This window comes from Bacteroides stercorirosoris, from assembly GCF_900142015.1.
GTDB lineage: Bacteria > Bacteroidota > Bacteroidia > Bacteroidales > Bacteroidaceae > Bacteroides > Bacteroides stercorirosoris.
Map to the genome: position 1 here is coordinate 105404 of NZ_FQZN01000009.1, position 14948 is coordinate 120351.

The window sequence follows — 14948 nt, forward strand, 5'->3', positions numbered from 1 at the left end:
CAAAATTAATATATTAAATGAAATAGTACGACAAAAACCGCAAGATTTTAAATCCGTTGGAGATGAAATCCTGCAGTTTTTTCAAAGCTCTATGTTAAATACCTATTATTGCTGTGGCAGTCCATAGCCATTTGTCACTTTTCCTTTGGATTGACTAATTGTTTCATAAGGAATAGGCCAGTAATAACACGGAACACTCTCTTCCGATGTAATGCCCGGAAGGATATTACTCAGATAAATATCAATATTGGCGGCAAGAGTGCTTCCCCACTCTGTCTTTACATATCCTTCCGCTTCTAATTCCGCAGCAGTCTCACTATCCGGAGCAATATATTCAAATAACCCTTTGATAGCGGTATTATGGTTAGTTCCATTAACAGACAACCCTAACTGAGCAAAATCCAATACACCACGCCATCCCGGGAAAAGTACAGGATCGTTTTCATCCGTACAGTCATAAGTCAGTTTGGCTCCTGCAACCTGCTTTGTCCAGATGTAAGCGGGTAAGATGTTGCCATTCTCAAATTCATGATAACCTTTAGTCTTCAGATTCTCAGCAAGGGTTGACATTTCATTACGTACTTCCATTGCTTTTTGTGAGAATTTACCACTCCGCACCAGGTCGTAACCGGTATGCCCTTCACCGAAAAGTTCAAACTTACGTTCCAGCAGAATAGCTTCTTTCAGAGCTTCACCGGACAAACCGGAAATATTATGCAGATCATCACCAAAAGCTCTTTCACGAATCTGATTAACCAGGCCTATAGCTTCAGTATCTGCATCCAATCCTGCTTTCACTTCCGCTAACATCAGAATAACATCAGCTACACGCATAATCGGCATATTGAAGCCTGCACCCATCTGGGGACCGACAAAGTAAGGATTTTGGCGGCAAATATCCCATTTATTCAAGCAAATACCTCCGTCAACCTTAGCACCTGCCTTAAAAGTAAATGCCAACTCATTACCTTTACCATCCAGTCCGGTAACCACTGCACTGACATCACGACGTTTATCTGCATTGTCATAACCACCGTAATAGAAACTCGGCACCATACGTATACCGGCAAATACTTTATTCGGGGCAGTATTGTTACCACCGTTAGAACCACGACCGAAATCATAGCAATACATACGGCTTGTAGCCTGATTCTGTACACAACCTATTTCAAAGATGGCTTCAGGACTCATCAGAAGATCCATTCCATATTGGAAATGACGTTGGAAAGGATTGTTTGCATAGCTACGCTCATCCGTAGTAACCAGTTTGGTAGTTCCTGCATTGGTTGAAAGAGCTTTCTGCAAATAGTCTTCAGCTATAATATAATAGTTCTTGTAATCAGAACGACGGGCATAAGCGCATTTACGCTTAGCATCCGTACTGAGAGTTTCGAACTGTACACTTCCATAAAGTTCCGGCATATCCGTACGGATAGTTTGATAGCCTCCGGCATAAAGAGCCATTTTACCAATCAATCCATCAACAAATGTCCGCGTAATACGCTCACCGTTCAAACCGCCTTCCCCTACTTTATACATATACGGTTCCGCTGCTTTCAATTTTTCAATCAGTGCATCATAAATATCAAAACGTGAAGTCAGCCCGTAATCATCTACATAGTTATTCTCATAGCCATATGGTACATCGCCACAATGTTTAATCAAGTCAAAATAGCATAATGCACGCAATGCTTCGGCTTCACCTTTCAGGTGTGTCCAGTCGGAAGTTCTGCCTGCTGCGATATCATCCTGATAAACTGCTTTGGCAGCAATCAGATCAGCTGTCTTTCCGGCATAGGAGATCACATTGTACAAAGCATTGAAGCTACCCTTCATGTGGTCACAAGGAATCTGTTCGGGAACCAGCTTTGCATTGATATTATTGGAAGTATTATTCTCGGGGAAATATTCGATATCCGAACGGTAATGGTCGTTCCAATCGTATGCCCCATTACACGACTCACGATAAAGAGCATAAGCTCTTGACAAAGTCTTTAAAGTTTCTGCGGGACTGGAAGTTACAAACTCGTCATCTGTATTAGAAGGAGAAGAAGTTTCCAGAAAGTCACTGCACTGTGCAAACAAGACACAGCAGGCTGACGCAAATGCCATTTTTATATACTTATTCATAATTTCATCTTTTATTAAATGGTTAGAAGCTAAGATTTACACCCAGTACGAAGGAACGTGCACGCGGATAAGTACCCCAGTCCATACCCAATTGAGGATAGGTCTTTGTAGAAGTGGATGTACTTACTTCAGCATCAATTCCGGAATATCCTGTAATCGTAAAGACATTATAGATACTTCCGTAAACACGCAGATTGCTGATGCCCGCCTTCTGAAGAATGCTCTTCGGTAAAGTATACCCCAAAGTCAGTGTATTCAAACGCAGATAAGAGCCGTCTTCAATACCTAATGTAGATACATAACCATTCTCACTGTATGCCAGTGGTAACTTAGCATTCGCATTGGCAGCATTCAGTTGTTCAGGAGTGGTCAATGCGACTAATTCTCCATTCACTACATCATAGATTTTATAGCAATCCTTTACTATAGAGAGCTTATTCTCGTAAACGGCACCTTCTTTATAACCATAAAGTGCTGCCAGCTTATTTACATTATAGATTTCATTGCCATAGCTCCAGTTAAAATACAAACCTAAATCGAAATTCTTATAGGTAGCATTAATATTAAAACCACCGGTATGGACAGGTGTCATATCACCGATAACATCCACGTCATCATCATTGATAATACCGTCATCGTTCAGGTCTTTGAACTTTGCCATACCCGGATAAGCCAACTGTCCTGCAGGGCGTTCGTTTATACCATTGTGCAAGTGATAGTTGGGGAATACAGCAGAAGAAACATCCGCAACTCCTTTTTTCAGGGTATACACTCCATTTTCATAAGTGAAATCATCGGTAGTATAGAATCCATCGGCAGTCAAGCCACGTACCAAGCCAACAGGGCGTCCTTCTTTCAAGACATAATCCGATTTCGGGAAAGTAGATGAAGTAGCCCATTCCGTACCATAAAGTCCGGTAACATTATCAGCCAGCTTGTCCACTTTACCGCGATTGAAGTTAATATTGAAACCAGCCGTTACATTCCAGTCCCTCGTTTTCACGAGTACACCCTGAAGAGCAATTTCAACACCTTTATTGCTGGTCTGGCCTACATTGGCATAGGTTGTAGTAAAACCCGTAATACCCGGTATGGCAGTTTTCATCAGCAAATCCTTGGTAGTATTCCAATAGGCATCAATCGTACCGGTCAGGCGGCTATTAAAGAAACCGAAATCAACACCAATGTTGCGGGTAATCGTAGTTTCCCACTTCAGATCCTTGTTCGCCATATCTGCACCAAGTGAATAAGAAGGTAAGAAGGCACCATTCACAGCTCCCTGATATCTCTTGTCACTGGTAGCCTCCCAATTCTGTGACCACAAACTGGAATTTATACCATCGTTACCTACCTCACCGTAGGAAACACGGAGTTTAAGGTTATCCAACCAGTTCACATCATTCAGGAATGCTTCTTCAGACATACGCCAGCCCAAAGCTGCTGCCGGGAAATATCCCCAACGGTTACTGGGAGCAAATTTAGATGAACCATCCGCACGGAACGTAACCGTCAGCAGATAACGTTCCATAAGGTTATAATTCAAACGACCAAAGAAAGAAAGGATACGGCTCGGCGTAGAAACACTTGAAGAGAAATCCCCCATTCCTTTAGTGCTGTCATATTGATTGATCATAGCAAATGCATTTTCCTTCGTAAAGTTGGCAGGGAAATAAGTTCCTGAGGCTTTCAGTCCGTCACCGCCCGAATCGGAAACTTCATGGCCGGCCAGGATATTCACCCGATGTATCTTACCTAAAGTAAAGTCATAACTCAAAGTATTTGTCCAACGAAGTCCCCAGCTATTCTTTTTCTCCAGATTCGCATTACCTGCATATAAAACTTCGCCGGTATTATCATCCAGATAGTTATTTATGATGGCTCCCGTCCATTCTTTATTCTGATTCCAGGTCTGACTGAGAGACAGGTCAGTATGATAGGTCAATCCTTTTACAATTCCCCAGTTCAGCGAGAGAATTCCACGCAATGACTGCTGGGCATTCGGCGCATACTTGTCATTGATGCGGTTTACCGGATTATATCTGTCCCACTGGCTCTGTTTGGCATAGTTCTCAATCATACCTTCATTCATTGCAGACAAATCACCCAAAATATCATCTGTTGCAATTGGACGGAAACGATAAGAAGATGACAGAACTGATCCGCTACCATTTGTAACACCCTCATCACCCATCTTTTTAATATTGGTATAACGGGTATCAAGACTCAAATCAAGGTTTTTGGCAATCTTCTGGTTCACTTTCAACGACACATTGGCACGTCTGTAATAAGAAGCGAGTTTCATACCATCCTCGTCCATGTAGTTTACCCCAAACAGCACTTTGGTCTTTTCAGTACCACCCGTAACTGAAAGGTCATGATTATGAGAGAAAGAATCTCCATAAATCTTCTTCTGGATATTATCCGCCTTCACATTGCGATAACTTTCTATGCCGCCAGGGTTGGTAGTCGTATAACGTCCTATTCCATACAGTTTCTCCAATGGTTCCATATAGCTGTTACCACCAACCGAAGCTGCACTTGCCCAGCTATATGCCAGGTAGTCATAAGGATTGAGCGCATCCATATACTTAGTCGGTGTATTGAACTTCGCATAACCATTGTAGCTGACAACAACACGTCCTTCTTTAGCCCCCTTTGTGGTAACAAGAATTACACCATTAGCACCACGGGCACCATAAATAGCTGTTGATGAGGCATCTTTCAAAACGTCAATCGACTCAATCTGATCGCCCGGAATATCACTTAACGAACCACTGACTCCATCAATCAACACCAGCGGGTCATTACTCTGTGAGATAGAACCTCCACCACGTACACGAATAGAAACAGCGGCATCGGGACGTCCATCCTGCGTTGTTACATTTACACCGGCCAGCTTACCCTGCAAAGCCTGGGCTGCATTGGCAACAGGCATAGCTGCAATTTGCTCACCCGAAACAGAGGCTACCGATCCGGTAAGGTCCTTTCGTTTCACCGTCTGATAACCGATCACTACAACTTCATCCAGAATCTCAGCATCTTCAGCCAATGTCACATGAACCGGCTGCCCTGCAACAATGGATACAGTTTGCGTCTGCATTCCGATAAAACTTATTTCCAATTGTTTGGCTGTACCCGGCACGGCAAGGGAGAATTTACCATCCAGGTCTGTAATTGTACCGATAGAAGCGTCACTTACTACTCTGATATTAGCACCAATAACAGGATCACCTCTGCTATCGAGCACAACACCTGAAACAGTACGACTCTGTGCAAGAGAGATAAGGCAGATCATACTCATCAAGAGAGTAGCAGCTGTCCTTTGAACAAGTCTTTCAAAATTCATAAGTTAATGTGTTTTTAATAGTTAATGATTAAAATAATTCACTCTGCAAAAATAGCCAACCTGTATCATAGCAACGGAATAAAATCAGGTAACAAGAGTGCACTTTTTCAAAATGGAACAAAAAAGAAGGTGGACTATTCGGGCGAAATATCGGCTTTTTCGGTCAAACAGGTCCTATACTTTTCATTTATTCCCTTTTTTCCATACATTTGTTCTGCACTATTCAAAACGGTACTATGAGACGACTGATTATCTACTTTTTATACCTAATGATACCGATGTTTTCATCGGCACAGCCCATCTGCCAGATTACTGATTTTACAGCAGAGAACGGACTACCCCAAGATATCGCATCAGTAGTTTTACAAGATCAGAAAGGCTTTATTTGGATCTGTACCCGTAACGGACTCAATAAGTTCGACGGATATACATTCAAGAACTACAAATCCGCGCCACATAAAGAATATACACTATCCAACAATCGGATAACCTCCATTTCAGAAACCGCATATGGCGATATCTGGTGCCAGACGTATGACAGCAAGGCTTATATATTCGACACGCATCTTGAAATCTTCTACGATGTCCTGCAAACAGTAGATAAAGATATGCAAAGAAGAAACTTTGTTCAGAAAATATTTCCCCTAAAAGAAGGCATAGCCTGGGTGACATGCGACAAAGGTTATTGTTACAGAATCGATGAAAAGAGATATAAAGAAAAAGACGGAATTACACTCTATAGCACATTCAATGGCTTTTTAAAAGGTGAACACATCCACACTATCTTCCAGGATTCCGATAAGGATGAGTGGATATTGACAGACAAAGGTATATCCATTATAGGTAGCAAGAAAATCGACAGCGATTTTCCTTTCCGGTTTATTCAGGAATACAACGGTACAATTTACCTTGCTTCCGCTTCTGAAAAGATAGCCTATTATAACCAACAAACTGAAAGCATAAAATTCATAGAGCTTCCTTACCCCATCAACAAAATAAGCTCTTTAGACATAACCAACCATGGGCTACTCACCATAGCCACTGATAATGGCGTCATCCTGTTCAATCCGGGAAATAAGACTTCTCAGCTAATTGATATCCGCACTCCCATGCAATCCTCCAATGAAGCTATCTCCATTTATGAAGATAAAGAGGGAGAGCTATGGATATTCCCCACTACTCCCGGAGTGATACGCTTTAATCCGGCAACAGGTGAAAAGCAATACCTCTTTACACCCGAAAAAGAGGTCGTGAATTATGGCAGAGAGAACAAAAATATCATATTTGAAGATAAACAAGGTACTTTATGGCTGATTCCCCATAATGGGAACTTCTGTTATTATGACAGGAAAAATAAAGAATTGAAAGCTTTTTATACAGATCCGGACAACCCCCAATCACTATTTGCTCCGCTTGTTCGCTATCATTATCAAGACAGACAAGGAAACTACTGGCTAGTCAGCGCCAGAGGAATAAAGAAAATGTCTTTCTATCCACAAATTTATGATCTGAAAGGGATAGACAGAGGATTCGAAATCCGTGCTTTCCTTTTGGACAGTTCACAACGATTGTGGGTAGCTTCCAAAAGCGAATATGTCAGGATATACCACCCTGATGGCAGCCTAGCCGGTTACTTGTCTTCACAGGGAAAGATAGATAGAGATAAAGTATCATTCAATGCCAGTGTTTACAGCATCTGCGAAGGAAAGGACGGAACAATCTGGATAGGAACCAAAGGAAACGGACTATTCCAACTCACAAAGAAAGCCGATGGGAATTACAACATACAAAACTATGTGTACGACTCCGAAGACGTATATAGTTTGAGTTACAATGACATATTTACCATATATTCCGATAATCATGACAACATCTGGGTAGGATGCTACGGTGGTGGATTAAATCTGTTGCAACAAACCCCTGAGGGAAAAGTGTACTTTATCAACCACAGAAATAAACTACAAAACTATCCGTTCAGTACCTGCCATAATATCCGCTATATCACAGGAACGGAAAATGGTATCCTATTGGTAGGAACCACCTTTGGTTTAGTGACATTCTCGAATGACTTTGCACAACCGGAAGAAATCAAGTTCTACAGAAATATACAAAACAGGAACAAACCTTCCAGTCTGACAGGAAACGACATTATGCATATATATGAAAATAGCCATAAAGATATCTATGTATTGACATTCACCGGAGGAGTCAACAAAATCACATCCAGAACCCTTCTTAGCGAAAATATTGAATTTCAGTATTATACCGAGCAGGAAGGATTAGGTTCCGATATGGTCCTAGCCATGATAGAAGATTCCCAAAAGAATCTGTGGATAGCATCCGAAAACGCTTTATCCAAATTTAATCCGGAAACAGAGGCTTTCGAGAACTATAGTACAGGATTTCTCAGACAAAAAATGAACTTTAGCGAAGCGATACCCACCTTAAACGCCCGAAAACAATTGATTTTCGGCACAGATATGGGCTTCTTGGAAATTGTTCCGGAACAGATGAAGAAAAGTGATTATGTACCTCCCATCGTCTTCACTGATTTGAAAGTCAACGGAAAGAAATCAATTGTCTCCACCGATGATCTGAAAGAGATAACCTTACATCCTTCGGAACGAAATATTAATGTACAGTTTTCAGCCTTAGACTTCACAAGACCGGATGACATACGCTATGCCTATCGCCTGGAAGGTCTTGAAAAAGAATGGAATTATAGCGATAAAAACAAATCGGCAAGTTACATCAATCTGCCCGCAGGCGAATATCGTCTTCAGGTTAAATCAACAAACAGTGATGAAGTATGGGTAAACAATATACGTACACTTTCCATCAAAGTCATTCCTACTTTCTGGGAGACTCCTTGGGCCTTTTTGGCATACCTTGCAGCATTCATTCTTCTCACCGGGTTAATTCTGTATATCTTCTCCTACATTTATCGTCTGCGTCACCAAGTGGATATGGAACAACAATTATCAAATATCAAACTGAAATTCTTCACCGATATTTCACATGAGCTACGTACCCCATTGACACTTATCTCCAGTCCGGTCAGTGAAGTTCTGGAGGACCAGACCATTTCTCCTTCCGTACGGGAACATCTGACCGTTGTACATAAGAATACGGAACGCATGTTGCGTCTTGTCAATCAGATACTCGATTTCCGGAAGATACAGAACAAGAAAATGAAAGTAATGGTCGAGCAAACAGAATTGATTGCTTTCCTGATGAAAATCACAGAAAACTTCCGCCTGATTGCTGAAGAGAAACAAATAGACTTCACATTCAAAACTGATCAAGAAGAAGTATATATATGGATAGACAGGGACAAAGTGGAAAAAATAGTATTCAACCTGCTATCCAATGCATTCAAATATACTCTACCCGGGAAAACGGTAAAAATTACAGTACAGAGATCGGATCAGCATATCCGCATTTCCATTATTGATGAAGGGATTGGCATTGCTCCTGATAAGATAGGTTCTCTTTTCAAACGCTTTGAGACACTAAGTAAGAACAACAATATTCTGCAACCTTCATCAGGCATTGGTTTATCACTCGTCAAAGAGTTGGTGGATATGCACCACGGAAATATAGAGGTTAAGAGCCAGCCGGGAACAGGCAGCGAATTCAGTGTGACTTTACCTTTGGAACGTGAAGTTTTTGAGAAAGATACCCAAGCCGAATTAATCCTTACTGACAGTTCGGACAATACAGAAGATATTGCTACAGTTGCAGGTAACGGTATAACTGAATCTGAAAACAGCTCGGAAGAGGATTTTTTATCCATTTTAATTGTAGAAGATAATCGTGAACTGAGAAACCTGCTCAGAAATATACTATCAAAGAAATACACTGTTCTGGAAGCAGCAAATGGAGAAGAAGGTTTGAAACTTGCATCGGAAGCTATACCCGATATGATAATCAGTGATGTGATGATGCCTGTCATGGATGGATTGGAAATGATTAAACGTATCAAGGAAAACAAAGATATCTGCTATGTACCGATCATTCTTCTATCAGCAAAAGCATCACTGGATGACCGTATCACCGCTTTGGAACAAGGTATCGATGATTACATTACGAAACCGTTCAGTTCTTCGTACCTCAAAGCCCGTATTGCTTCTCTGTTTACCAAGCGTAAGCAGTTACAGGAAATATTCATGAAGCAGTTATCAGCAAACAATGAAACCGACAATTCCAAGGACTGGACTCCTTCGGAACCTGAAGTTATGCCGCACGATAAGTTATTCATGAAAGAAGTGATGGATTTCCTGGAAGAACAGATGGATAATCCGGATCTGGTAATAGATGATTTCGCCAACAAGTTACTGCTGAGCCGGAGTATTTTCTACCGGAAGCTTAAGTCCATTGTAGGAATGCCTCCGGTAGATTTTATCAGGGAAATTCGTGTAAAGAGAGCCGCCCAGCTGATCAGAAGTGATGTATACAACTTCTCTCAAATAGCTTATATGACTGGCTTCAGCGATCCGAAGTATTTCAGCAGATGCTTCAAAAAACACATGGGAGTTACTCCAAGTGAGTATAAAAACTCCATTAATAACAAGGAGGATAATCCGGATCAGTAAAAGATAAAGCTCTTTATAGCAAGTCCCTGGCTTTGTCCACGGAACAGGAAGTAAATTTGGGACTTATCTTTTACTGTTTCACTGACCTCAAAGGTTTGTTTCTCCCACTCTCCCGGGGTCTGGTTCTGATTTACCGGACAAACGGCTATCAGCTTTCCATCGATACTTCCCTCCCTTATCTCGATCACTGTTCCGGGAGTCTCCGCCTGAAGTTCGATAGTTACTTTTTGAGGGTTCCGCTTAAAGCACATATTATTGAATACGAGCCAGTTTCCATCTCGTACCCCGGAAATAAACTGCATAGGTCGTTTTGCTACCGGACGTACTAATTTCATACCTTCACGATCATCATACTGAGAAAAGTCTATCCCGGTAAATGCATCATAGTGATTTCCCCTGCGATTACTTTCTAATTCAAAATAGTCAAAATCGGCATAGCCGCCAATAGCTCCTTTATCCAGATTATAGCAGCATAAAGCATGACGGATACCTAGAAATCCCCAGAAATTGGAAACTCCTTCCGGACCCAAACGGTTATATTCAAGATTATCCAGACTATAATAAAACAGCAAAGATCCCTGCTTTGTCACTTCAGTGCGCAAGTATATCTTATCAGTTTTGACAGGAAGACTATCGACAACTACCTCTCCTTCTCTTCCTCCCTGCCTCATTTCAAGCCAAAGTCCATCCGCCTTCTTCCGTACTCCCAGTTGGTACATGACCCTCCCCATAATGCCATTTCCGGCAAAATCACCCTCACGGAGTCCGGACAGATCCAACGAAACAGTTCCCGAACTATAAGGTCCGGAGACTTTCTGTGTCAGAGAATTGCGTGCCCATTCAAATCCCTTTGCATACTGCGCATATATCCTAAAATAACCGGGACGATCCGTCAGGCTCCATTTATCTTTCCGGGGTACATGATTGAATTCCCAAGCATGAGCCAGTTCCGAAGAACTGAAATCATCCGAATGTTGGGGAAATGTAATCTCCTGCTCAGCCTTGACTGCCGGTTTTCTATAAGTTACCACTCCTTTTCCCGGTTTGCCTTCCGGACCTACCACCGGCCAGTCCTCTTCCCATTTCATCGGATACAGCATCACACACCTACCCATATAATCCCTGTCCTGGAAAGTATAGGCCCACGACTCGCCTTCAAGTGTCTCTACATATCCGCCCTGATGTACACCAGCACCGGCATAGTTGATATCATCATCAATCAGTACCTTAGTTTCATATGGACCGTAAAGATTACGGGAACGACTGATCATCTGTACCCCATTGTATCCCAATGCCGGATTGAATATATAATACCAGCCATTCCTTTTATAAGTGTGACATCCTTCAAAAAGATATTCATATCCTTTGGGAGCTGTCATAATCAAGGTATCCTCATCATCAGGATCCAATACCCCGGTTCCATCATCTTTCAAACGTGTCAGGTATATTTTCGTCTTTCCATGTGTGACATATTTCTTCCCATCATCATCAATGAAAAATCCCGGATCATACAAACGCCTGTCAAACTTATGCATTGAATACGGTCCTTCCGGTTTATTACTCTTAAACATTACAAAACCATCATCGGCAATATTAACTCCTATATAATAGGTACCGTCATGATATTTAATGGAAGGAGCCCAACACAAACGACTATACGCTGTCTGTTCATTCTCCATTCTATATTGAGGGCGGAAAGTGATGCTGTCGTAGGCATGCCCTATGATACGCCAATTTATAAGGTCCCTGGAATGGCAGATAGGAATACCCGGCATAGCAACGAATGATGAACTGACCATATAAAAGTCTTCACCTACCCGTATAATGTCAGGATCGGGATAATCGGCATTAATCACCGGATTGGTATAAGTACCGTCTCCATTGTCAGACGACAAAGAAGCTGTAGTTTGTACGGTAACAATGCATGACTGTACCATTAGTATGTAACAAAGCATTAACAATGCGGAAATGCCGTCCGCTATTTTTCCTGTAGTAATAGATAAGTTATACATCTTACACAAGTTAATATAAAGTGATGATGCAAATATATGCGGTACAGGACAGCCAGGAGGGGACAAACCGGTAATATACGTGTACTTTTTAGGCACATGGATATATAAAAAGCTCCCGATTAAAAGTTCTGGCTTTTAACCGGGAGTTTTTCATTTTCAGTAAATAGGTATATCTTTATTCTTCGTACATTCTATCTATCACCTCCTTGTAGTTCTTTGCAACCACAGGACGCTTCAACTTCAAGGTATTAGTCAGTTCACCACGTTCCATGCTGAACGGTTCCGGCAAAAGAGTAAAACGTTTCACTTGTTCGTAGTGTGCGAACTGTTGCTGCAAGGTGTCTATGCGGGCACGGAACAATCCCATAATCTTGGGATGTTGCAGAAGCTCGTTCATATCCTTATATCCGATGCCTTTTTCCTTGGCATAATCCTTCACAAAACCGTAGACCGGTACAATAAGGGCAGACACAAATTTACGCTGGTCGGCAATAATGGCAATCTGATCGATGTAACGGTCAATAGCCAGTTTCGTTTCTAAAGCTTGCGGGCTGATATACTTACCATTGGAAGTCTTGAATAAGTCCTTGATACGCTCAGTCAGATAAAGCTGGCCATCCTTCAGATAACCGGCATCACCGGTATGGAACCAACCGTCCTTATCAATGGCTGCAGCAGTAGCTTCAGCTTTCTTATAATATCCTTTCGTGATAGTCTTTCCACGCAGAAGTATTTCATTCTCGTCACCAATCTTCACTTCTACATCAGGCATCACGGTGCCCACGGAACCAATTTCGTAACCTTGGTTAAGGAAGCAAGAAACAGTAGCCGTCGATTCAGTCAGACCATAGCCAACCAACATATTGATACCTACCGAATGGACAAATTCACAGATTTCATCAGGCACGGCAGCTCCGGCGGTAGGGAAGAAGTTACCGTTTTCAATACCGATAGTTTTCTTCAGCAAAGCATAAACCGTCTTCTCGTAGAATTTATACTTCAGATGAAGCATCAACGGCGGAGTCTTGCCCTTACGGAGATAATCAATATTATGTATTTTGCCAACTTTAATGGCATCCAGCATCATAGCCTTCTTCAAGCCTGTTTCCTGGGCAATCTTCTCCTGCACACCGGCATACACTTTTTCCCAGAAACGGGGAACGCTGCACATCAATGTCGGACGAATTTCTTTAATAGTAGTCTGAATATCCACCGGACGCAGATTGATACAAATCTGCACACCTTTATGGATACAAAGATATGTCCATGCTTTCTCAAAGACATGCGTCAGAGGGAGGAAATTCATGGAAATATCCCGGTCGGTCATATCTACCAGACGGATATCATGGATACGGAAAGCTTCCATATAGTTAGAATGATGCAACATTACCCCCTTCGGTTCGCCAGTTGTACCGGATGTATAAAGAATGTTGGCAAGGTCATCATCCGATGCACGGGAAGTACGTTCTTCCACCATATCGTTGTTCGGCAAACCTTTTCCTGTTTCCAGGAACTCGTCGAAATAAATGGAAGTCATGTCACGAGGGTCGCGTACTACAGCACGGTCGAAAATGATCAATTGCTGCAACGATTGGCAAAAGCCAAAGACACTGAAAGCCGCATCATACTGGAATTGCTCGCCTACAAATATATAACGTATCTGAGCATCATTGATAATGTACTGCGCCTGTGCCGGTGAACTGGTAGCATACAGAGGTATGGTCACCGCACGGTTAGCAAATGCCCCGAAATCCACATAAAGGCATTCGGGCTTGTTCTGAGAAAAGATTCCTATGTTTTCTTCCTCCTGCACTCCTAACTCTACGAGTGCATTCGCAACTTGTCGGACTGTTTGTGAGAATTGATTCCAAGTGATGGGGATCCACTGCGACGTTTCGTAATCCCTGTATTTCAGAGCCACCTTGTCGCCATACTTCTCTGCCCGCCGATGTACGAGGACAGATAAATGATGATAAGTCATATTATTCATATATTGGTAAATTCGGCACAAAGGTAGTGGTTTCATTTGAAACTATTTCTATATTGAGAATTAAATATTTAGTATATACTTCCGCAATATTAGTACTATCCGGCTCTAGAAAAGAGTGGTTGCCCTACATTTCTGTTCGTTTTTCCAAAGAAATACAAATATATGTATATATTTGCACCCGATAGTTTTTTAAATATCAACGCAATTACTTAACTAACATGAAAAAGATTTTAGCATTAATCGCCATACTGGCGATAGGTTTTGGGAGTGTCAACGCACAAGAGAACCTCAGATGGGGTGTCACGGCAGGTATGAATGTAAGCAATATCAAAGTTAGCGGCTTTGATAGCCGGGTAGGTTTCCACGCCGGCGTTAAGGCAGAGCTTGGATTACCACAAGTAACAGAAGGAGCTTATATGGATTTCGGCGCATTACTTTCTTTAAAAGGAGCTAAAGTAGATGGCGGTGCTTTCGGCAGTATCAAACTGAACCCTTGTTATTTAGAGATTCCTGTCCATGTCGGTTACAAGTATGCTGTAAGTGATAATTTCACTTTATTTGCTAATGCAGGTCCTTATATTGGAATCGGATTATTCGGGAAGTTAAAAACAACAGGCGAAATTAAGAATGAACTTGAATCCAGTGTTGGTACTTCATCTGAAAATATTTTCGGTGATGACGGTTTCAAACGTTTTGACCTTGGTCTGGGGTTAAAAGCCGGTATGGAGTTCAGCCAAAAATACCAGATTTCCATTGGTTACGATTTCGGTTTAACAGAAACTTCAGATGCAGGAACTAAGAATCGAAACCTGATGATTTCTTTAGGATTTATGTTCTAAACAACATAGAATGATTGAGAAAGGGCACTTATGGTG

At 41.8% G+C, this 14948-nt stretch carries 6 protein-coding genes; 2 read left to right on the forward strand and 4 right to left on the reverse strand.

Annotated features, from left to right (window positions below; all coding sequences use genetic code 11):
• Positions 1 to 105: 105 nt before the first annotated feature.
• Complete coding sequence (locus BUC01_RS08605) at positions 106 to 2130, reverse strand: RagB/SusD family nutrient uptake outer membrane protein (protein WP_025830917.1); 2025 nt, start codon at positions 2128 to 2130, stop codon at positions 106 to 108.
• Positions 2131 to 2152: 22 nt separating this feature from the next.
• Positions 2153 to 5431 (reverse strand): SusC/RagA family TonB-linked outer membrane protein, encoded by a 3279-nt coding sequence (locus BUC01_RS08610; protein ID WP_139261836.1) that lies wholly within the window; start codon positions 5429 to 5431, stop codon positions 2153 to 2155.
• Between the two features lie 281 nt (positions 5432 to 5712).
• On the opposite strand from BUC01_RS08610, the gene BUC01_RS08620 reads away from it, so the two are divergent.
• The gene (locus BUC01_RS08620; RefSeq protein WP_073313376.1) at positions 5713 to 10071 is read left to right on the forward strand and encodes a hybrid sensor histidine kinase/response regulator transcription factor; all 4359 of its coding nucleotides are present in this window, start codon (positions 5713 to 5715) and stop codon (positions 10069 to 10071) included.
• On the opposite strand, the gene BUC01_RS08625 is transcribed toward BUC01_RS08620, so the two are convergent.
• Positions 10065 to 12083, reverse strand: coding sequence for a family 43 glycosylhydrolase (locus BUC01_RS08625; RefSeq protein WP_025830919.1), 2019 nt, complete (start codon positions 12081 to 12083; stop codon positions 10065 to 10067). The genes BUC01_RS08620 and BUC01_RS08625 overlap by 7 nt on opposite strands.
• 175 nt (positions 12084 to 12258) lie before the next feature.
• Positions 12259 to 14064 carry an AMP-dependent synthetase/ligase gene (locus tag BUC01_RS08630; RefSeq protein ID WP_025830920.1) on the reverse strand — a complete coding sequence of 602 codons (1806 nt, stop codon included), beginning with the start codon at positions 14062 to 14064 and terminating at the stop codon, positions 12259 to 12261.
• A 227-nt stretch (positions 14065 to 14291) separates the two neighbouring features.
• Here BUC01_RS08630 and BUC01_RS08635 point away from each other — a divergent pair, with 227 nt between their 5' ends.
• A complete protein-coding gene (locus BUC01_RS08635) occupies positions 14292 to 14912 on the forward strand; it encodes a porin family protein (protein ID WP_025830921.1) in 621 nt (206 codons plus the stop codon).
• The last annotated feature ends 36 nt before the right edge of the window (positions 14913 to 14948 follow it).